Genomic DNA, 18,953 nt, shown 5'->3' on the forward strand with positions numbered 1-18,953 from the left:
TGCAAGTACGTCCATGTAAGCTCGGTCGCCGCATCCATGCGGCTCACGCCCCTGCGCAGCCCACCCCGCCCGGCCAAGCCCAGCTGCTGCTTCAAGCCACGAGGGGCTCCGCCGTTGGCCGTATCCTGCCGATAGGCGCGATAATGAAAAGATGGAAACCGTCCGCATCGCCACCCGCAAGAGCCCGCTCGCCCTCTGGCAGAGCGAACACGTCGCCGACCGCCTGCGCCAGGCACATCCCGATCTGCACGTGGAACTGGTGCCGATGAGCACCCGCGGCGATGAAGTGCTGGATCGCTCGCTGGCAGCCATCGGTGGCAAGGGCCTGTTCCTCAAGGAACTGGAACTGGCCATGCTGCGGGGCGAGGCCGACTGTGCGGTGCATTCGCTGAAAGACGTGCCGATGGAACTGGATGCGCCGTTCGCGCTGCCGGCGATGCTGCCCCGGCATGATCCGGCAGACGGCTTTGTCTCCAACCTGTATGCGTCGCTGGATGCGCTGCCGATCGGTGCGCGCGTCGGTACCTCGTCACTGCGCCGCCAGGCCCAGCTGCGCGCGCTGCGCCCGGACCTGGAACTGCTGGACCTGCGCGGCAACGTCAACACCCGCCTGGCCAAGCTCGACAACGGTGGCTACGACGCCATCGTGCTGGCGGTGGCCGGGCTGGAACGGCTGGGCCTGGGCAATCGCATCATCGCCCGCCTGCAGCCGCCGCAGTGGCTGCCGGCACCGGCGCAGGGCGCGGTGGCGGTGGAGTGTGACGGCGGCAACGCGGCGCTGATGGCGCTGTTCGCAGGCCTGGATGACGCCGCCACGCGCGCCTGTGTGGAAGCGGAGCGGGCGATGAACCGCGCGCTGCACGGCAGCTGTCATGTGCCGGTGGCGGCGATCGCGCAGTGGCAGGGGCAGGATCTGCACCTGCAGGGCCTGGTCGGCAGTGCCAGTGACGGCCGCGCGGTGCGTGCCGACGCCGTGGGCCCGGCCAGCGACCCGGAAGCGCTGGGCCAACGCGTGGCGAAGATGCTGCTGGAGGCGGGCGCCGGCGAGCTGCTGAACGTTTGACGTCGCTGGATCGTGCCCACCAAGGTGGGCACCTACCGGAAAAGGAAACGGGCGCCTGGCGCCCGTTTCGCTTACTTGAACTTGTAGACCACGTTCATCGTGGTCAGCGTATCGGTCTTGCGCTTGTCCTCGGCGACGTCGCTGTTGTAACGCGCCTGCCAGCCGGCCTTCAGCGCCAGGTGCTCGTTCATGCTCACCGAGACACCGAAATCGTTCTGGCCGAAGGTGTTGTACGAACCGGATTCGACCAGCAGGGTGTTGATCAGGTCGGTGTTGTCGGTCAGCGAGTACTTCAGGTCGAACAGGCCACGACCGATCAGGCCGGTGCGGGTGCGGTCGTCCTCGGTGCTGTGCGTGCGGCGCACACCGGGGCCGATCTGCGCGTCGAACGAGAAACGCTCGGTGTTCCACAGCCGGGTACCGTAACCCAGACCGAACGAGCTCTGCCGGTCGTAGGTGGCGAAATCATCACGCTCGGTACGTACCGTGGCGGTCAGCTGGCGATGTTCGCCCAGCTGCAGCGCGCTGCCTGCACTGCCGGTGTAGCGGTTGGCGGTGGTGTTGTTGCGGCGGGTGGTGGTGCCGTCGTCGCTGGTTTCAGTCACCTTGGAGCTGGAGCGCAGGCCGAACAGGTCCATGCTGTGCACCCAGTCGCCATCGGTGTAGCGCAGGCGCAGGCGGCCGTTGAAGCTCTCGGTGCTGCTGTTGCCACGGGCCGACGCGAAGCCGAGTTCGCCACCACTGCCACTCCACGGCGAGGACATCGCCGCCAGTTCGGAGGCATCCTGCGCATACGCCAGCGGGGCGCAGAGCAGCAAGGGGACCAGCAGGGACACGCGCAGGGACATCAAGGCTTCTCCGAAGCGATTGGCAGCCAGTGATGATACTGGAAGCGTGATGACCGTCCGAATCGCCCGTCCCGCCTGCTTCAGCAGGCGTTGTCGGCGAGCCCCATTCAGGGCAGATCGACCTGCAGGGCCGGATCGTTGAAGAGCGAGTACCGCAGCCGCAGCTGGAACGGTTTGCCGTTGTTGTGTCCACTGCGCACGATCTGCCGTGGCAGGCCCTGCGCATCCACCCAGTACTCCAGGCCTTCACCGGCGGTGGCGCCGCGCAGGCGGTAGTGGCGCGTGCTGACCCCATCCAGCGTCTGTTCGCCCAGGTCTTCGGCCTGCAGGGCCTGGGCGGGGATATCGGCGGGCAGCGGGCTGCGCCATTGCTCCAGCAGCCCCGGCGGGGTCGGCACCTGGCGGATCGCATCGTCGGCCTGCAGGAACATGGTGTCGCCGATGATCACCTGCGGCCCGGCAGGGGTCTGCACCCGGAAGCGGTCCGGGGCGACGAAGTCCATCGCGGTACGCACCGGCTGCTGCGTGCCCAGCACCTCCAGCTCGGCATGGAAGCTGCGCAGGGCGGCAAAGCGCTGGCTGGCAGACAGCACCGCCTGCGCCGGATCGGCAGCGGGTATGGGCGTCGCAGCGTCGGTCGGCGCCGGTGCGCGGTCGCAGGCGGCCAGCAGCAGGCAGGCCAGCAGGGGCAGGACAGACAACCGGCGCATCGGGCGCTCCACGGGGCAGGGGGCGCCCACGATAGCCCAATCGTCCGCCACAACGCCCGAGACTCGGACATAATCGGGGGCATGGACCGATACGAACGCATCACCGCCCTGCATCGTCTGCTCAAGTCCGCACGCTATCCGGTGACGGTGGCGACCCTGCAGGACAAGCTCGGTTGCTCCCGGGCCACCGTCTACCGCGACCTGGCGTTCCTGCGCGATGCGCTGATGGCGCCGATCGAGGGCGATGGCGAGGCCGGCTTCCGCTACATGGCCGACGAGAGCGACCGCTTCGAGCTGCCCGGGCTGTGGCTGAGCTCGGAGGAGCTGCACGCCCTGCTGGCCTCGCAGCACCTGCTGGCCCGTACCGGCGGCGGCGTGCTGTCTTCCGTGCTGGCACCGCTGCAGCAACGCATCGAGAGCCTGCTGGCCGCCCAGGCCGGTGTTTCCAGCTGGCCGGTGGACCGGGTCCGGGTGATTCCGCACCGTGGCCGCAAGTTCGATGAAGCCAGCTTCCGTTCGGTCGCCTCGGCGGTGCTGGAACGCAAGCAGCTGGGCTTTGAATACCGCGCCCGCTCGACCGACGAGGCGACCAAGCGCACGGTATCGCCGCAGCGGCTGACCCATTACCGCGACAACTGGTATCTGGACGGCTGGGACCATGATCGTGAGGCCCTGCGCAGCTTCGCGGTGGACCGCATCTACAAGGCGCGGGTGATCGACAGCACCGCGCGCGATGTCGCCGACAGCGAGCTGGACGAGCAGCTGGGCGCCAGCTACGGCATCTTCTCCGGTGCGCCCAAGGGCTGGGCAACCATCCTGTTCAGCGCCAAGGCCGCGCGCTGGGTGGCCGACGAACACTGGCACTCCAAGCAGCAGGGCCGCTTCCTCGCGGATGGCCGCTATGAACTGAAAGTGCCCTACAGCGTGTCGCGCGAGCTGTTGATGGACGTGTTGCATTACGGGTCCGATGCCGAGATCGTCGAACCGATGATGCTGCGCGAGCAGGCCAAGGCATTGCTGGAACTGGCCCTGACCAATTACGAAAAATCCTGACACCTCCCCCGAGATCGATTGCGCCCATGAAGAAGACCCTGTTGCTGCCCCTGTTCGCCGCTGCGCTGGCCCTTGCCGCCTGCGGCAAGTCCGGCGAGCCTTCGCAGAAGCTGGTGGTGGCCGCCACCGCCGTGCCGCACGCCGAAATCCTGGAAGTGGTCAAGCCGATCCTCAAGCAGGAAGGCGTGGAACTGGACGTGCGCGTGTTCAACGACTACGTGCAGCCCAACGACCAGCTGGTGCAGAAGCAGGTGGATGCCAACTACTTCCAGACCGAGCCGTACCTGGATGCCTACAACCGTGATCGCAAGACCGACCTGACCAAGGTGGTGGGCGTGCACATCGAGCCGTTCGGTGCCTACTCGCGCAAGATCAAGTCGCTGGCCGAGCTGCGTGAAGGGGCGGATGTGGTGATCCCCAACGACCCGAGCAACAACAGCCGCGCGCTGATCCTGCTGCACAAGGCCGGCGTGATCGAGCTGAAGGACCCGACCAACGCACTGGCCACCCAGCGCGACATCGTGTCCAACCCGAAGAACCTGAAGTTCCGCGAGCTGGACTCGGCGATGCTGCCGCGCGTGCTCGACCAGGTCGATCTGGCCCTGATCAACACCAACTATGCGCTGGATGCCGGCCTCAACCCGACCAAGGACGCGCTGGCGATCGAGAGCAAGGACTCGCCGTACGTGAATTTCCTGGTTGCCCGCCCGGACAACAAGGACGACGCCCGCGTGCAGAAGCTGGCCAAGGCGCTGACCAGCCCGCAGGTGAAGACCTTCATCGAGACCAAGTACAAGGGCGCGGTGCTGCCGGCGTTCTGACCGCGCTGATCCGCTGACGATGCCCGTGGTGGGTGTCGACCTTGGTCGACACCGCCTCAATCCACGTGGAAGGCGAGGGTAGCGGCCACGGCCTGCTGCCATCCGGCATAGAGTTGCTCGCGCCGGGCTATCGCCATCTGCGGTTCGAAGCGGCGATCCAGCCCCCACTGTGCCGCGATCTGCTCGCGGCTTTCCCAGAAGCCGACCGCCAGCCCCGCCAGGTAGGCCGCACCCAGCGCGGTGGTCTCGGTCAGCCGCGGGCGCAGCAGCGGCACGCCGAGGATGTCGGCCTGGAAGCCGGCGAGGAAGTCGTTGCCGATCGCACCCCCATCGGCGCGCAGTTCACTGAGCGAGATGCCCGCGTCGGACTGCATCGCGTCCAGTACGTCGCGGGTCTGGTAGGCCATCGCCTCCAGCGCTGCCCGCACGAAGTGGGCCTTGCCGGTGCCACGGGTCAGGCCGAACATCGCGCCGCGCACATCGCTGCGCCAGTACGGTGCACCCAGGCCGACGAAGGCCGGCACCAGATACACCCCGGCGCTGTCCGGCACCTGTGCGGCCAAGGCCTGGCTGTCGGCGGCACGATCGATCATGCGCAGGCCATCGCGCAGCCACTGCACCACCGAGCCGGCGACGAAGATCGATCCCTCCAGCGCGTATTCCACCTTTCCATCCAGGCCCCAGGCAATGGTGGTCAGCAGGCCATTGCGCGAGCGTACGGCCTGCGTGCCGGTGTGCATCAGCATGAAGCAGCCGGTGCCATAGGTGTTCTTGACCATGCCCGGCTGGAAGCAGGCCTGGCCGAACAGCGCAGCCTGCTGGTCACCGGCGATGCCGGCGATCGGGATCGGGTGGTCGAAGAAGAACTGCGGGCGCGTGTGTGCATACACCGAACTGGAATCACGCACCTGCGGCAACATCGCGCGCGGAATGTCCAGCAGTGCCAGCAGATCATCGTCCCATTCCAGGGTATGGATGTTGAACAGCAGCGTGCGCGCGGCGTTGCTGTAGTCGGTCACGTGCGCCTGGCCGCCGCTGAGATTCCACACCAGCCAGCTGTCGATGGTGCCGAACAGCAGCTCGCCGCGTTCGGCACGCTGCTGTGCGCCTTCGACGTGATCGAGGATCCAGCGGATCTTGGTGGCCGAGAAATAGGCGTCGATCAGCAGGCCGGTGCGTTCGCGGATCAGCGCTTCGTGGCCGCCGGACTTCAGCCGCTCGCAGATCGCCTGGCTCTGCCGTGACTGCCAGACGATGGCGTTGTGGATTGGTTGGCCGCTGGCACGGTCCCAGACCACGGTGGTTTCGCGCTGGTTGGTGATGCCCAGCGCCGCGATGTGGCGGGGATCGATCTGTTCGCGGCTGAGCAGTTCGGTGATCGTGGCGTAGACGCTGGTCAGGATCTCGCGCGGGTCATGCTCGACCCAGCCCGGCTGTGGAAACACCTGTGTGAACTCGCGCTGCGCGCTGCCGACGATGTCGCCGCTACGATCGAACAGGATCGCGCGCGAACTGGTGGTTCCCTGGTCGATGGCCAGCACGTAGCGGGGCGTCATGCAGCGTCTCCAGTGGCGATGTTGGAATCGTAATGCATCGGCGGCGGCTGGCCGTGCCTGGCACTACCGGCAATGTGAATCCATCCACGCCTGCAGCCGTGCCGCCTGCGCCGCATCCATCTGCAGCCCCAGCTTGCTCCGTCGCCACAGTACATCCTCGGCGCTGCGAGCCCACTCGTGGGCGCACAGGAACGCGACCTCGCGTGCGTGCAGGCCCGCGCCAAAGTCTTCGCCCAGATCGAGCAGGCTGTGCGCGCCATGCAGCAGATCAACGCTGCGGCTGCCATAGGCGCTTGCCCAGCGTCGCCGTGTGGCTTCCGGCAGCCAGGGGGCCTGCTGCTGCAGCTGCTGCCGTGCCTGCGCGGCATCACCCCAGTCGCTGCCGGGCAACGGGTCGCCTGCCGACGTCCAGGCCGGGCCTGCGTGCGGCAGATGGGGGCGCAACAGATCCAATGCTTCCTCGGCCAGCACCCGATAGGTGGTCAGCTTGCCGCCGAGCACGTGCAGCGCGGGCGCACCGTCGGTGTCCAGCTGCAGGCGATAGTCGCGACTCAGTTTCGCCGCGCGCGGGTCCGGGTCTGCCAGCAACGGGCGCACGCCGGCAAACTGCCAGACCACCTCGGCCGCTGCGATCGGATCGCGCAGGTAGCCATTGGCAGCGCTGCACAGGTAGTCCACTTCCGAAGGCAGCACACTGCAGCGTGCGGGATCGCCGCGATAGTCGGTGTCGGTGGTGCCGACGAGCAGATGGTCGTGGAAGGGCAGCAGGAACACCACGCGGCCGTCGGGCTGCTGCAGCAGGCAGGCCTTGTCGTTCGGCCAGGGGCGGCGCAGCACGATGTGGCTGCCCTGCACCAGGCGCAGCGCAGGTCCGCCGCTGCGGGCGTGCATGCGCTCCAGCAGGCCGCCGGCCCAGGGGCCTGCGGCGTTGGCTACCGCCTGTGCCCGCACGGTCTGTTGGTGGCCGGACGTGTCTTCCAGCATGACGCGCCAGCGCCCGTGCTCGCGTCTCAGATCCACGCAGCGCGTGCCGGTCAGGATGCGTGCACCCCGTTGCGCAGCGTCGAGCGCGTTGAGGATGACCAGCCGCGCATCATCCACCTGTGCATCGGCATAGCTGAAGGCCTGCCGCAGCTGCGGCGAGAGCAGCGCGCCGAGCGGATCGTCGTGCAGATCCACGCCGCGCGACGCAGGGAAGGCGGGGCTGCGCCGGCCCAGATGGTCGTACAGCCAGAGCCCGAGGCGCAGCATCCAGCGTGGACGCAGGTGTGGTTGCCACGGAAGCACGAAACATAGCGGCCGCACCAGGAACGGCGCCTGCCGGCGCACCACTTCGCGCTCGCCCAGCGCTTTGCGCACCAGGCCGAACTCGCTCTGCTGCAGGTAGCGCAGGCCGCCATGGATCAGCTTGCTGCTGGCGCTGGAAGTGTGCGCTGCCAGGTCGTGCTGTTCGCACAACAGCACCTTCAGGCCACGACCACTGGCATCACGGGCGATACCGGCACCGTTGATGCCACCGCCGATCACCAGCAGGTCGACCTCGTCCATCGCGCCTCCGCATCTTGTTTATGTAGAGCCCATGTTCGGCTGCTTTCCGGGTGGCCGGGCAAGCTTGACTCTACAAAAAAGCAGCCGAGCATGGGCTCGGCTCTACAGGCGGAACCCGGGTGAAGGAAACGACGACGGGCCCCGAAGGGCCCGTCGCGGTACAACAATGACGCAGAAGCGCTTAGAAGCGGGCGCCGATGCCGAAGCCGACGGTCCACGGATCCATCTTCGCTTCGCCGATCTTCTCGCCGCCGACCTTCACGTCCGGACGCGAGCGCATGTAGCGGGCGTCGGCACGGGCGAACCAGGTCGAGTTGATGTTCATGTCCACACCGACGGTGCCGATCACGCCCTTGGCATCCTTCAGGCGGATGTCGGAGTCGCTGCCGTCTGCCAGGGTTTCATTGCTGAAAGCCGACTGGAAGTAGCCCACGCCCACGAACGGACGGAACACGTTGTCGGCCTGGCCGAAGTGGTACTGACCGCTCAGTGCGACCGGCTGCTGCTCGACGCTGCCGAGGCGGGCATTGCCCGGGCCCTTCACCTTGTGGTCGAACTTGTCTGCAGCGCCCCACAGTTCAACGGCCCAGTTGTCGTTGATGTAGTAGCTGAAGCTGACGGTCGGTGCCGGGCCGCCATCGACCTTCTTGATGCCGTCGATCGGGTCATTCTTCGGCTGCAGCAGCGAGACGCCGCCAACCACGGCAAAATGCTTGCCGGAGGCGGTGTCGGTGCTGCTGTCCTGCGCGAAGGCAGCCGGTGCGAACGCGGCGGAGGTCAGCAGGGCGAGGCTCAGGATACGGATGGAGCGCATGGGGGAATCTCCTAATGTTTCTTGTTTTGGGCCCCCGGTTGCGGGGCGAGCACACCGTAGTCGCCCCAACATGAATCGAATCCGACGCGCGTTAAAAATTAGTTCGCATTGTTCAGCCAACAGCGCGAAACGCTTGTTTTCATGCGGTTTCTGCCATCCAGGAATATTCATGCAGTTGGAGAAGATGTGAGCACCGCAACGTTGTGCATCGGCCTGCCTGCGCAGGTGAACACGGATTGCCGGGTGTTGCTGCTGGGTTCAATGCCCGGTATCGCTTCGTTGCAGGCACAGCATTACTACGCGCACCCACGCAATCGCTTCTGGCCCTTGCTCGGCGATCTGTGCGGCTTCGATCCGTCGTTGCCGTACGCGCAGCGACTGCAGGCACTGGCAGCCAATGGGGTCGGCCTGTGGGATGTGATCGGCCGCTGCGAGCGACGCGGCAGCCTGGATGCGGACATCGTGCGTGGCACGGAAGTGGCCAATGCACTTCCCGCACTGATCGCCGCGTTGCCGGACCTGCAGCTGATCGGCTGCAATGGCGGCGCAGCGATGCAGGCTTTCCAGCGCTGGGTGCTGCCGCAGCTGGCCGCCTCGCCAACAGTGCTGGCGCTGCCGTCCACCAGCCCGGCCAATGCAGCATGGTCGTTGCCGCGCCTGCGCCAGGCCTGGCAGCCGGTGGCCGTCGCACTGGCGACATCAAGCGGACATCGACAGGACAATACGCTACCCACTGGAGGCGCCGGCGAGCCATGAGCAACAGCGTGTCCCGGCTGCGTGCGTACTGAAAACACCTGTAACGGTTGGCGCTGGCTCCCGCTGGCCGCACAATAGACGTTTCCCTACACCAGATTGCCGGAGTTCTCCCAATGGCCGAAATCAAGGAAGCACGTGTCCCCGATATCGGTGACTACAGCGATATCCCGGTAATCGAGGTGCTTGTTGCCGTCGGCGATACGGTGAAGAAGGACCAGGGCCTGGTCACGCTGGAAAGCGATAAAGCGACCATGGAGGTGCCGTCCTCGGTGGCCGGCGTGGTCAAGGAAATCAAGGTCAAGCTGGGCGACAGCCTGTCCGAAGGCAAGGTCGTGGCGCTGATCGAAGTGGCCGACGGCGAGGCTGCCCAGCCGGCCGCTGCTGCCGCTGCGCCGGCTCCGGCCAAGGCCGCTGCTCCGGCGGCTGCCACCCAGGCGGCTCCCGCTGCCCCCCCGGCTCCGGCCGCTGCCGCCCCCGCTGCCAGCGGTGGCGCGGTTGAAGCGCTGGTGCCGGATATCGGCGACTACAGCGACATTCCGGTCATCGAAGTGCTGGTCGCCGTGGGCGATACGGTGAAGAAGGACCAGGGCCTGGTCACGCTGGAAAGCGACAAGGCCACCATGGAAGTGCCGTCGTCGGTCGCCGGCGTGGTCAAGGAGATCAAGGTCAAGGTCGGCGACAATCTGTCGCAGGGCAACGTGGTCGCCATCATCGAAGCCGAAGGCGCTGCCGCCCCGGCCCCGAGCAAGGCCGCCGCCGCTGCCGCCCCGGCCGCCGCCGAGACGGCCACCAAGGTCGAGCCGGTCGCCGTGCCGGCACAGCCGGACAAGCTGGCCGCCCGCGAGATCGCCAGCGCCCCCTCGGCCGGCGCGCCGAGCAGCCCGCCGGTGCAGTTCAACGCCGATGGCGTGCTGCCGGCCAAGGTTCCCTACGCATCGCCGGTGGTACGCGTGTTCGCCCGTGAGCTGGGTGTCGACCTGCTGCAGGTCAGCGGCAGCGAGAAGGGCGGCCGCATCACCAAGGCCGACGTACAGAAATTCGTCAAGGCCGCGCTCAGCGGCGGCGCTCCGGCGGCTGCTGGTGGCACTGTGGCCGCCGGTGGTGGCCTCAACCTGCTGCCGTGGCCGAAGGTCGATTTCAGCAAGTTCGGCGATGTTGAAGTGCAGCCGCTGTCGCGCATCAAGAAGATCTCCGGTGCGAACCTGGCCCGCAACTGGGCGATGATCCCGCACGTCACCCAGTTCGAGCAGGCCGACATCACCGACCTGGAAGGCCTGCGCGTGGCGCTGAACAAGGAGAACGAGAAGGCCGGCATCAAGCTGACCATGCTCGCCTTCCTTATCAAGGCCAGCGCTGCGGCGCTGAAGCAGTTCCCGGAGTTCAACGCTTCGCTGGATGCCAGCGGCGAGAACCTGACCCTGAAGAAGTACTTCAACATCGGTTTCGCGGCCGATACCCCGAACGGCCTGGTCGTTCCGGTCATCCGCGATGTCGACAAGAAGGGTGTGGTGCAGATCGCGCAGGAAACCGGCGAGCTGGCCAAGAAGGCGCGCGACGGCAAGCTGGGCCCGGCCGACATGAGCGGCGGCTGCTTCTCGATCAGCTCGCTGGGCGGCATCGGCGGCACCGCGTTCACTCCGATCGTCAATGCACCGGAAGTGGCCATCCTCGGCGTCTCCAAGTCGTCCATCCAGCCGGTCTGGAACGGCAAGGAATTCGCACCGAAGCTGATGCTGCCGCTGTCGCTGAGCTACGACCACCGCGTCATCGATGGCGCCCTGGCCGCACGCTTCACCACGTACCTCTCGCAGGTGCTGGCCGACATGCGCCGCGTGCTGCTGTAAGGCACCGCTTCGCCCCTACCGCGCGGCCGCTGCCCCTGGCGCGGCCGCCTGTCGAAACGCAGTGACAGCCCACCGGCCACGCCGGTCGGGCACGAGGAAAACCCACCATGGCCACGATTGAAATCAAGGTTCCCGACATCGGCGATTACAGCGATGTACCGGTGATCGAAGTGCTGGTCGCCGTTGGCGAGACGGTGAAGAAAGACCAGGGTCTGGTGACCCTGGAGTCGGACAAGGCCACCCTGGAAGTGCCGTCCTCGGCCGCCGGTGTGGTCAAGGAAATCAAGGTCAAGCTGGGCGACACCCTGTCCGAAGGCGCGGTCGTCGTGCTGCTGGAGTCCGAGGGCGCCGCTGAAGCGCCGGCCAAGGCTGCTGCGCCGGCCCCGGCTGCAGCCGCTCCGGCCAGCAAGCCGCCGGTGACCCCGTCACACCGCGCCCCGGCCGAGCCAGCAGCACCGAAGCCGGCGCTGGCCAGTGGCAAGGCCGCCGATATCGAATGCGAAATGGTCGTGCTGGGCTCGGGCCCGGGCGGCTACACCGCCGCCTTCCGCGCCGCCGACGTCGGCCTGGATACGGTGCTGGTCGAGCGTTATGCCAGCCTCGGTGGCGTCTGCCTCAACGTGGGCTGCATTCCGTCCAAGGCGTTGCTGCATGCCGCTGCGGTGATCGACGAAGTCGCCCACGCCGGTGATTTCGGCGTCGAGTTCGGCAAGCCGACCATCACCCTGGACAAGCTGCGCCAGTACAAGGAAAAGGTCGTCAACCAGCTGACCAAGGGCCTGGCCGGCATGGCCAAGCAGCGCAAGGTCCGCAACGTGCAGGGCGTGGGCACGTTCGTGTCGGCCAACGAACTGCTGATCACGGCCGAAGACGGCAGCACCCAGCTGCTGCGCTTCCAGAAGTGCATCATCGCCGCCGGTTCGCAGGCGGTGAAGCTGCCCAACTTCCCGTGGGACGACAAGCGCGTGATGGACTCCACCGATGCACTGGAACTGGCTGAAGTGCCGGGTTCGCTGCTGGTCGTCGGTGGCGGCATCATCGGCCTGGAAATGGCCACCGTGTACGGTGCGCTGGGCAGCAAGGTCACCGTGGTCGAGTTCATGGACCAGCTGATGCCGGGCGCCGACAAGGACCTGGTCAAGCCGCTGGCCGACCGCCTGAAGAAGCAGGGCATCGAGGTTCACCTGAAGACCAAGGCCTCCGGCGTGACCGCCGATGCCAAGGGCATCACCGTGACCTTCGAAGCCGCCGAGGAAGGGCAGACGCCGGCATTGGCGCAGGGTACCTTCGACCGCGTGCTGGTGGCCGTGGGCCGTTCGCCGAACGGCAAGAAGATCGACGCGGACAAGGCCGGCGTGCAGGTCACCGACCGCGGCTTCATTCCGGTCGACCGGCAGATGCGCACCAACGTGCCGCACATCTTTGCCATCGGCGACATCGTCGGCAACCCGATGCTGGCCCACAAGGCCACGCACGAGGGCAAGCTGGCGGCCGAAGTGGCTGCCGGCCACAAGAAGGAGTGGGTGGCCCGCGTGATTCCGTCGGTGGCCTACACCAACCCGGAAATCGCCTGGGTCGGCGTGACCGAGACCGAAGCCAAGGCCAAGGGCCTGAAGGTCGGCGTGGCCAAGTTCCCGTGGGCCGCCAGCGGCCGCGCGATCGGCATCGGTCGCACCGAGGGCTTCACCAAGCTGATCTTCGACGAGGACAGCCACCGCATCATCGGCGGTGCGATCGTCGGCGTGCACGCCGGTGACTTGCTGGCCGAGATCGGCCTGGCGATCGAGATGGGTGCCGAGGCTGAGGACATCGGCCACACCATCCACGCCCACCCGACGCTGAGCGAATCGGTGGCGATGGCCTCGGAAATCTACGACGGCACGATCACCGATCTGTACATGCCGAAGAAGAAATAAGGCGTCCGCGCCTTTGCGTATGAAAAGCCCCGGCATCTGCCGGGGTTTTTTGTTGGGCGTCGATCATTTTCATTGCGAGCGGTGGGGCCGTTGCGCGGGCGGCAGGCATTTCGACAAATGTCCCCCGTCGTCCGCCTGCGGCGGTCGCCTCCTCCTTTACTTTGTCGAAACGCCTGCCGCCCGCGCAGCGGCTCGGCTTGCGGAAGGTAGAGCTACAGCCACTGTCACTGAAAAGGTCGAGTGGATGCCTGACACGCGGAGGGAGAGGGGGCTGGGTGCGAAGTAAAGGAGGAGGTGACGGCCGCAGGCCGGCGCCGGGGGACATTCGCACCCGGCCCCCTCTCTCTCAAGCACTCGACCAACCCGCTTCTGCTCTTCTGTCAGGAAGCCACAAAAAAACGCGGCCCCCGATGTTCCGGAGGCCGCGCCAGGAGAGAGAGTGCTGTGGAAGGGGCGTAGGTCTTAGTTAGAAGGTGACGCTGATACCGGCCACCGGGCCCTTGAATTCCTGCTTCAGGCCGATGGTGCCGTCGCTGCCCTTCTTGTCCGCGTCCAGCTTGAACCAGTCGTAGCCGGCGAACACGCCGAAGTTGTCGGTGAAGCGGTAATCGACGATCGCGTTGGCGCGGCTGAGGTCACCCTTGTAGTCGTCGAAGCTGCCCCAGCGCGTGTTGAGGTACTGGCCCTGCAGCGTGATCATCCACCTTTCGGACGGGGTGAAGCTCAGGCGTGCACCGACCACCGGCGCAACACCGTCGGTCTTCTCGTCCAGGAACTGGCCTTCGTACACCGTACCCAGGTCGGCGTAGCCCTTGGTGCTGACCTTCGCGTACTCGGCACCCAGCTGCAGGCCGAGGTCGAACGTCTCGGTGTCCACCACCGAGTAGTCATACACCAGGCTGGCTACCTGATACTTCAGCTCTGCCTTGACGAAGCTGTCGGCGGGCACGTTGACGTTGCCGAAGGAAATATCCTGGCCGAGCGTTTCGCGGCGGTCCTTGTCGTACTTGAAGTAGTTGAACAGCAGGCGCTGGCGGTTGCTGATGCGGAACATGCCGTCGATACGCGGCTCCCATTCCTTGCCACCCAGCTTGAAGTCCTCCGAGAAGCCGATGTCCTGGCCGGCGACATTGGTATTGCCGCGCAGGGTGTTGTCCGAGTCGATGTTCATCGCACCCAGGCGCAGGGCGAAGCGGTCATCACCTTCGGCGGCATGGGCGGCGGAGGCGAACGACGCACCGGCGGCGAGAAGCGAGAGGGCGAGCAGGGTGGGGACGGAGCGCATCGAAAGAGTCCTTGCAGTGGTTCATCGGGATGAAGGCCACTTTGCCGGACGTCGCTGTCCACCATCCGTGAACGTATGGTCCACGCGGTGTGGACGGTTCAGCGCTGTCGGTGCCATGCGAAAAAGATGGCCCCGGAGCGGCGCTTCGGGGCCATCATGGGACCTGCAGGCGAAGCGTCGACGAGGTAGCTGCAGGCAGGTCGCAAGATCGGACCATCGCCGTCGGCGGAAAGTTCCGTCGCCTGCGACCAAAGTTGAATACGTTGCAGTGCAACATCGCGCAGATGTCATTGTCCCCGTGGTGGGCTGTAGAAGCGCAGCCCTTACCGCAACTTGCGCTGTTCCGATATGAACAGGCACCGGTTGTCTCGCAAATTGTCCCATTGCTATAATTTGGCGGCTCGATGAGGCCCCCCTGCTGTAGTCGCCTCAGCCATCCACTTGTAACCACGCGGGACGTCCTGTGCTGAACTCCGTAGAAACGGGTCGGCGACTGATGCTGCGCGCCGCGGTCTACCCGCTGGCCGCAGTGGCTGTCCTGGCTCTGGCCTTCCTGCTGGTAGGGCCGAAGTATGCCCTTGGTGCCCTGGCATCCGGTGTGGCGGTTTCGGCCGGTGGTTGGGTGGCGGCACGGATGGCATTGGGTGGTGGTGCGCTGGGGGCCGGTTCGGCCATGGCGCGCCTGATCGTTGCGATCGTGGCCAAGTGGGCGCTCGTTTTTGGTGTCCTGATGGTGGGGTTCCTGGTCTTCAAGCTGCCTGCATTGGCGCTGTTGGCCGGTATCGCCGTCGGGCTGATGTTCCAGGTCCTGGCCATGGCCAGGCGCTAATCGAATTCATTTAACTTAAGGTTCCGGACACATGGCAGGCGAGGCGCTTACACCCACCTCCTACATCCAGCATCACCTGCACAATCTGACGGCAGGTCATGGCTCTCCGTGGGCAATCCACGTGGACACGCTGGTGACCTCGCTGCTGATGGGCCTGGTGATGGTCGTCGCCTTCTGGCTCGGCACCCGCAAGGCCACCTCCGGCGTGCCGGGCAAGTGGCAGGCGTTCGTCGAGATCTGCCTGGAGTTCGTTGACCGCCAGGCCAAGGACACCTACCACGGCACCAGCAAGCTGGTGACCCCGATCGCGATCACGATCTTCTTCTGGATTCTCCTGATGAACCTCATCAAGATGATCCCGGCCGACTTCATCGCCAAGCCGCTTGAACTGATGGGCGTGCCGTACTGGAAGCCGGTCCCCACCGCTGATGTCAATGCCACCCTGGGCATGTCGATCAGCGTGTTCTTCCTGATGCTGTTCTTCGCGCTGCGCGCCAAGGGCTTTGGCGGTTTCGCCAAGGAATTCCTGACCGCACCGTTTGGCAAGTGGATGATGCCGTTCAACCTGATCCTGAACATCGTCGAGTGGCTGAGCAAGCCGATCTCGCTGGCGATGCGACTGTTCGGCAACATGTTCGGCGGTGAAATCGTGTTCCTGCTGATCTGGGTGCTGGGCGGTGCAGGTATCGCCGGCATGTTTGCAGGCGCGTTCGCCGGCTTCGGCTGGATGCTGTTCCACCTTCTAGTGATTCCGCTGCAGGCCTTCATCTTCATGATGCTGTCCATCGTGTACCTGAGCCTGTCGGAAGACGCTCACTGAGTTTCGCTTCACCCTTCATCCGTTTGTTTCTAAACCCTTAGCAATCAAGTTCCTGGAGAAAACCATGTACTTCGCCGTCCTGACCAATCTCGCCCAAGTTCAGAGCTCCACCGTCCTCGCCGTCGGCATCATGATCGGCCTGGCCGCGCTGGGCGCCGGTCTGGGTCTGGCCATCATGGCCGGTAAGTTCCTGGAGTCGGCCGCGCGCCAGCCGGAACTGATCCCGGTCCTGCAGGTCCGCATGTTCATCACCGCCGGCCTGATCGATGCCGCCTTCATCATCTCGGTCGCCGTGGGCCTGCTGTTCGCCTTCGCCAACCCGCTGGTCGGCGAGTTCGTCTCGCGCCTGCCGGCAATCGCTGGCTGATCCAGCGAAAGCGAAACGACCGGGCGCCGCAGGCGCCTGGTCGCGGATGAAGGTTCGGAGGCGCCGCCCGTGTGGCGGCGCGTCCATCCCGTCACAACCGACTGAGCGAACCCCATGGATATCGGTTTTACCCTCATCGCCCAGGCCCTGGCCTTTGCCGCCCTGATCTGGCTCATCGCGACCAAGATCTGGCCGCCGCTGATGAACGCGATCGAAGAGCGCCAGCAGAAGATCGCTGAAGGCCTCGCTGCTGCCGACCGCAGCCAGAAAGATCTGGCCCAGGCGCAGGACAAGGTCAATGAAGCGCTGAAGGAAGCCCGCACCAAGGCCAACGAGATCATCGACCAGGCCCACGCGCGTGCCAACCAGATCGTCGACGCGGCCCGCAACGAAGCTGTTGCCGAAGCCACCCGTCAGAAGGACCTGGCCCAGGCTGAAATCGACGCCGCCGCCAACCGTGCCCGTGAAGATCTGCGCAAGCAGGTGTCCGCGCTGGCCGTGACCGGTGCCGAAAAGCTGCTCAAGCGCGAAATCGACGCCAACGCCCACAAGGCGCTGCTCGACGAGCTGGCCTCGGAGATTTAAGGATGAGCCAGGCCCTCACGCTTGCCCGCCCGTACGCCCGCGCCGCCTTCGCGACCGCGCGTGACGAAGGCGCGTTCGCGCCGTGGTCGGACGCTTTGGCGTTCTCCGCCCACGTCGCCGCCGATCCGCGCGTGGCGGCCCTGCTCGCCAACCCGGAGCTGGGTCGCGATGACGCCGTCGCCCTGCTGGCGCCGGAGTCCCGCGGCGAGACCTACTCGCGCTTCCTGGCTGTGCTTGCCGAATCGCATCGTCTGCCGCTGCTGCCGGAAATCGCTGGCATGTTCGACGCGCTGCGCGCCGAGGCCGAGCACGTGGTCAAGGCCACGGTGACCTCTGCGGCCGAGCTGTCGGTTGCCGAACTGGACGCGATCAAGGCCGCGCTGCGCAAGCGCTTCAACCGCGAGGTCGAAGTGGCCACCGCGGTCGACGCCTCGCTGATCGGCGGCGCTGTGATCGACGCCGGCGACGTGGTCATCGATGGTTCGCTGAAGGGCAAGCTGGCCCGTCTGCAGACCGCGCTCGCTAACTGAATTCATTTAACGTCCGGCCCCGCTGCCGGCACTAGGACTTGACGATGGCAACCACGCTCAACCCCTCCGAAATCAGCGAACTGATCAAGAACCGCATCGAGAAGGTCAAGCTGGCCGCGGAATCGCGCAACGAAGGCACCGTGACCAGCGTGTCCGACGGCATCGTGCGCATCTTCGGTCTGGCCGACGTGATGCAGGGCGAAATGATCGAACTGCCGAACAACACCTTCGCCCTGGCCCTGAACCTGGAGCGCGACTCGGTCGGCGCCGTGGTCCTGGGTGGCTACGAGAACGTGCGCGAAGGTGACGTCGCCAAGACCACCGGCCGCATCCTGGAAGTGCCGGTCGGTCCGGAACTGCTGGGCCGCGTCGTCAACGCACTCGGCGAGCCGATCGACGGCAAGGGCCCGCTGGCCACCCAGCTGACCGCTCCGGTGGAGCGTGTTGCTCCGGGCGTGATCTGGCGCAAGTCGGTCGACCAGCCGGTGCAGACCGGTTACAAGTCGGTCGACTCGATGATCCCGATCGGCCGTGGCCAGCGCGAGCTGGTCATCGGTGACCGCCAGACCGGCAAGACCGCGCTGGCCATCGACGCGGTGATCAACCAGAAGGGCACCGGCATCAAGTGCGTGTACGTAGCGATCGGCCAGAAGGCCTCGACCGTTGCCAACATCGTGCGCAAGCTGGAAGAGAACGGCGCCCTGGCGCACACCATCGTGGTGGCTGCCACCGCGTCCGAATCGGCCGCGATGCAGTACATCAGCGCCTACTCGGGCTGCACCATGGGCGAGTACTTCATGGACCGCGGCGAAGACGCACTGATCGTGTACGACGATCTGTCCAAGCAGGCCGTGGCCTACCGCCAGATCTCGCTGCTGCTGAAGCGCCCGCCGGGCCGTGAAGCCTATCCGGGTGACGTGTTCTACCTGCACTCCCGTCTGCTCGAGCGCGCTGCCCGCGTGTCCGAGGAATATGTCGAGAAGTTCACCGAAGGCAAGGTCACCGGCAAGACCGGTTCGCTGACCGCGCTGCCGATCATCGAGACCCAGGCCGGCGACGTCTCCGCGTTCGTTCCGACCAACGTGATCTCGATCACCGACGGCCAGATCTTCCTGGAAACCGATCTGTTCAATGCCGGCATCCGCCCGGCCGTGAACGCCGGTATCTCGGTGTCGCGCGTCGGTGGTTCGGCGCAGACCAAGATCATCAAGAAGCTGTCCGGCGGCATCCGTATCTCGCTGGCGCAGTACCGCGAGCTGGCTGCGTTCGCGCAGTTCGCTTCGGACCTGGACGAAGCCACCCGCAAGCAGCTGGAGCGCGGTCAACGCGTCACCGAGCTGATGAAGCAGAAGCAGTACGCGCCGATGTCGATCGCCAACCAGGCGCTGTCGATCTACGCCGTCAACGAGGGTTACCTCGACGACGTGCCGGTCAGCAAGCTGCTGGCGTTCGAAGAAGGCCTGCACGCGCACTTCGCCAATACCCAGGGCGAGCTGATCGGCAAGGTCAACGCCACCGGCGGTTGGGACAACGACATCGAAGGTGCCTTCAAGAAGGGCATCGTCGAGTTCAAGACCACCGGCAGCTGGTAATCGAGGTCCTGTAGAG

The 18,953-nt window shown here is 65.8% G+C and carries 18 protein-coding genes; 12 read left to right on the forward strand and 6 right to left on the reverse strand.

Going from position 1 to position 18,953, the window contains the following annotated elements; translation table 11 throughout:
* The first annotated feature begins 151 nt into the window (after positions 1 to 151).
* Positions 152 to 1,063: a hydroxymethylbilane synthase gene (gene hemC / locus WKB25_RS09375; protein WP_340570141.1), complete on the forward strand. Its 912-nt coding sequence runs from the start codon at positions 152 to 154 to the stop codon at positions 1,061 to 1,063.
* A gap of 71 nt (positions 1,064 to 1,134) precedes the next feature.
* On the opposite strand, the gene WKB25_RS09380 is transcribed toward hemC, so the two are convergent.
* Together WKB25_RS09380 and WKB25_RS09385 are read right to left on the reverse strand one after the other, a co-directional pair.
* A complete protein-coding gene (locus WKB25_RS09380; RefSeq protein WP_025877391.1) occupies positions 1,135 to 1,911 on the reverse strand; it encodes a DUF481 domain-containing protein in 777 nt (258 codons plus the stop codon).
* Between the two features lie 107 nt (positions 1,912 to 2,018).
* Positions 2,019 to 2,621, reverse strand: a complete 603-nt coding sequence (locus WKB25_RS09385) for a hypothetical protein (RefSeq protein WP_340570143.1) — start codon at positions 2,619 to 2,621, stop codon at positions 2,019 to 2,021.
* An 81-nt stretch (positions 2,622 to 2,702) separates the two neighbouring features.
* Here WKB25_RS09385 and WKB25_RS09390 point away from each other — a divergent pair, with 81 nt between their 5' ends.
* Positions 2,703 to 3,674: a YafY family protein gene (locus WKB25_RS09390; protein ID WP_089237071.1), complete on the forward strand. Its 972-nt coding sequence runs from the start codon at positions 2,703 to 2,705 to the stop codon at positions 3,672 to 3,674.
* Positions 3,675 to 3,700: 26 nt separating this feature from the next.
* The gene (locus WKB25_RS09395) at positions 3,701 to 4,495 is read left to right on the forward strand and encodes a MetQ/NlpA family ABC transporter substrate-binding protein (RefSeq protein ID WP_340570146.1); all 795 of its coding nucleotides are present in this window, start codon (positions 3,701 to 3,703) and stop codon (positions 4,493 to 4,495) included.
* Positions 4,496 to 4,551: 56 nt separating this feature from the next.
* Here the strand turns inward: WKB25_RS09395 and glpK are convergent, their stop codons facing one another.
* The 3 genes from glpK to WKB25_RS09410 all read right to left on the reverse strand — a co-directional run bounded on the left by glpK (position 4,552) and on the right by WKB25_RS09410 (position 8,413).
* Positions 4,552 to 6,051, reverse strand: coding sequence for a glycerol kinase GlpK (gene glpK / locus WKB25_RS09400; RefSeq protein WP_340570147.1), 1,500 nt, complete (start codon positions 6,049 to 6,051; stop codon positions 4,552 to 4,554).
* Positions 6,052 to 6,114: 63 nt separating this feature from the next.
* The gene (gene glpD, locus WKB25_RS09405; protein WP_340570149.1) at positions 6,115 to 7,599 is read right to left on the reverse strand and encodes a glycerol-3-phosphate dehydrogenase; all 1,485 of its coding nucleotides are present in this window, start codon (positions 7,597 to 7,599) and stop codon (positions 6,115 to 6,117) included.
* A 181-nt stretch (positions 7,600 to 7,780) separates the two neighbouring features.
* Positions 7,781 to 8,413, reverse strand: a complete 633-nt coding sequence (locus WKB25_RS09410) for an OmpW family outer membrane protein (RefSeq protein ID WP_165378166.1) — start codon at positions 8,411 to 8,413, stop codon at positions 7,781 to 7,783.
* A 186-nt stretch (positions 8,414 to 8,599) separates the two neighbouring features.
* Here WKB25_RS09410 and WKB25_RS09415 point away from each other — a divergent pair, with 186 nt between their 5' ends.
* From WKB25_RS09415 to lpdA, 3 genes are all read left to right on the forward strand, one after another.
* On the forward strand, positions 8,600 to 9,169 hold the full coding sequence (locus WKB25_RS09415) for a DNA-deoxyinosine glycosylase (protein ID WP_340570152.1): 570 nt from the start codon (positions 8,600 to 8,602) through the stop codon (positions 9,167 to 9,169).
* Between the two features lie 113 nt (positions 9,170 to 9,282).
* The gene (aceF, locus tag WKB25_RS09420) at positions 9,283 to 11,013 is read left to right on the forward strand and encodes a dihydrolipoyllysine-residue acetyltransferase (RefSeq protein ID WP_340570153.1); all 1,731 of its coding nucleotides are present in this window, start codon (positions 9,283 to 9,285) and stop codon (positions 11,011 to 11,013) included.
* A 107-nt stretch (positions 11,014 to 11,120) separates the two neighbouring features.
* Positions 11,121 to 12,929: a dihydrolipoyl dehydrogenase gene (gene lpdA / locus WKB25_RS09425; protein WP_340570154.1), complete on the forward strand. Its 1,809-nt coding sequence runs from the start codon at positions 11,121 to 11,123 to the stop codon at positions 12,927 to 12,929.
* Between the two features lie 466 nt (positions 12,930 to 13,395).
* Here the strand turns inward: lpdA and WKB25_RS09430 are convergent, their stop codons facing one another.
* Positions 13,396 to 14,214: a hypothetical protein gene (locus WKB25_RS09430; protein WP_340570155.1), complete on the reverse strand. Its 819-nt coding sequence runs from the start codon at positions 14,212 to 14,214 to the stop codon at positions 13,396 to 13,398.
* 496 nt (positions 14,215 to 14,710) lie between these two features.
* Here WKB25_RS09430 and WKB25_RS09435 point away from each other — a divergent pair, with 496 nt between their 5' ends.
* The 6 genes from WKB25_RS09435 (at position 14,711) to atpA (ending at position 18,937) form a co-directional block, all read left to right on the forward strand.
* On the forward strand, positions 14,711 to 15,043 hold the full coding sequence (locus WKB25_RS09435) for a hypothetical protein (RefSeq protein ID WP_032952006.1): 333 nt from the start codon (positions 14,711 to 14,713) through the stop codon (positions 15,041 to 15,043).
* A gap of 31 nt (positions 15,044 to 15,074) precedes the next feature.
* On the forward strand, positions 15,075 to 15,863 hold the full coding sequence (atpB, locus tag WKB25_RS09440) for a F0F1 ATP synthase subunit A (RefSeq protein WP_089237055.1): 789 nt from the start codon (positions 15,075 to 15,077) through the stop codon (positions 15,861 to 15,863).
* A gap of 64 nt (positions 15,864 to 15,927) precedes the next feature.
* Positions 15,928 to 16,230: a F0F1 ATP synthase subunit C gene (gene atpE / locus WKB25_RS09445; RefSeq protein ID WP_025877367.1), complete on the forward strand. Its 303-nt coding sequence runs from the start codon at positions 15,928 to 15,930 to the stop codon at positions 16,228 to 16,230.
* Between the two features lie 114 nt (positions 16,231 to 16,344).
* Positions 16,345 to 16,815, forward strand: a complete 471-nt coding sequence (locus WKB25_RS09450; RefSeq protein ID WP_025877365.1) for a F0F1 ATP synthase subunit B — start codon at positions 16,345 to 16,347, stop codon at positions 16,813 to 16,815.
* A 2-nt stretch (positions 16,816 to 16,817) separates the two neighbouring features.
* Positions 16,818 to 17,345 carry a F0F1 ATP synthase subunit delta gene (locus WKB25_RS09455; protein WP_089237051.1) on the forward strand — a complete coding sequence of 176 codons (528 nt, stop codon included), beginning with the start codon at positions 16,818 to 16,820 and terminating at the stop codon, positions 17,343 to 17,345.
* Positions 17,346 to 17,389: 44 nt separating this feature from the next.
* Entirely contained in the window at positions 17,390 to 18,937 is a 1,548-nt protein-coding gene (atpA, locus tag WKB25_RS09460; RefSeq protein WP_223496668.1) for a F0F1 ATP synthase subunit alpha, read from the forward strand.
* The last annotated feature ends 16 nt before the right edge of the window (positions 18,938 to 18,953 follow it).

This window comes from Stenotrophomonas sp. G106K1, assembly GCF_037969685.1.
GTDB classification, from domain to species: Bacteria; Pseudomonadota; Gammaproteobacteria; order Xanthomonadales; family Xanthomonadaceae; genus Stenotrophomonas; species Stenotrophomonas lactitubi.

Excerpts from the sequence above, each read along its gene's own strand:
- hemC (WP_340570141.1), top strand. The coding sequence starts at position 152 with ATGGAAACCGTCCGCATCGCCACCCGCAAGAGCCCGCTCGCCCTCTGG.
- atpA (WP_223496668.1), top strand. The coding sequence starts at position 17,390 with ATGGCAACCACGCTCAACCCCTCCGAAATCAGCGAACTGATCAAGAAC.
- WKB25_RS09435 (WP_032952006.1), top strand. The coding sequence starts at position 14,711 with ATGCTGCGCGCCGCGGTCTACCCGCTGGCCGCAGTGGCTGTCCTGGCT.
- atpB (WP_089237055.1), top strand. The coding sequence starts at position 15,075 with ATGGCAGGCGAGGCGCTTACACCCACCTCCTACATCCAGCATCACCTG.
- aceF (WP_340570153.1), top strand. The coding sequence starts at position 9,283 with ATGGCCGAAATCAAGGAAGCACGTGTCCCCGATATCGGTGACTACAGC.
- WKB25_RS09430 (WP_340570155.1), bottom strand. The coding sequence starts at position 14,214 with ATGCGCTCCGTCCCCACCCTGCTCGCCCTCTCGCTTCTCGCCGCCGGT.
- WKB25_RS09410 (WP_165378166.1), bottom strand. The coding sequence starts at position 8,413 with ATGCGCTCCATCCGTATCCTGAGCCTCGCCCTGCTGACCTCCGCCGCG.
- atpE (WP_025877367.1), top strand. The coding sequence starts at position 15,928 with ATGTACTTCGCCGTCCTGACCAATCTCGCCCAAGTTCAGAGCTCCACC.
- WKB25_RS09390 (WP_089237071.1), top strand. The coding sequence starts at position 2,703 with ATGGACCGATACGAACGCATCACCGCCCTGCATCGTCTGCTCAAGTCC.
- lpdA (WP_340570154.1), top strand. The coding sequence starts at position 11,121 with ATGGCCACGATTGAAATCAAGGTTCCCGACATCGGCGATTACAGCGAT.
- WKB25_RS09395 (WP_340570146.1), top strand. The coding sequence starts at position 3,701 with ATGAAGAAGACCCTGTTGCTGCCCCTGTTCGCCGCTGCGCTGGCCCTT.
- WKB25_RS09385 (WP_340570143.1), bottom strand. The coding sequence starts at position 2,621 with ATGCGCCGGTTGTCTGTCCTGCCCCTGCTGGCCTGCCTGCTGCTGGCC.
- glpD (WP_340570149.1), bottom strand. The coding sequence starts at position 7,599 with ATGGACGAGGTCGACCTGCTGGTGATCGGCGGTGGCATCAACGGTGCC.
- WKB25_RS09450 (WP_025877365.1), top strand. The coding sequence starts at position 16,345 with ATGGATATCGGTTTTACCCTCATCGCCCAGGCCCTGGCCTTTGCCGCC.
- glpK (WP_340570147.1), bottom strand. The coding sequence starts at position 6,051 with ATGACGCCCCGCTACGTGCTGGCCATCGACCAGGGAACCACCAGTTCG.
- WKB25_RS09455 (WP_089237051.1), top strand. The coding sequence starts at position 16,818 with ATGAGCCAGGCCCTCACGCTTGCCCGCCCGTACGCCCGCGCCGCCTTC.
- WKB25_RS09380 (WP_025877391.1), bottom strand. The coding sequence starts at position 1,911 with ATGTCCCTGCGCGTGTCCCTGCTGGTCCCCTTGCTGCTCTGCGCCCCG.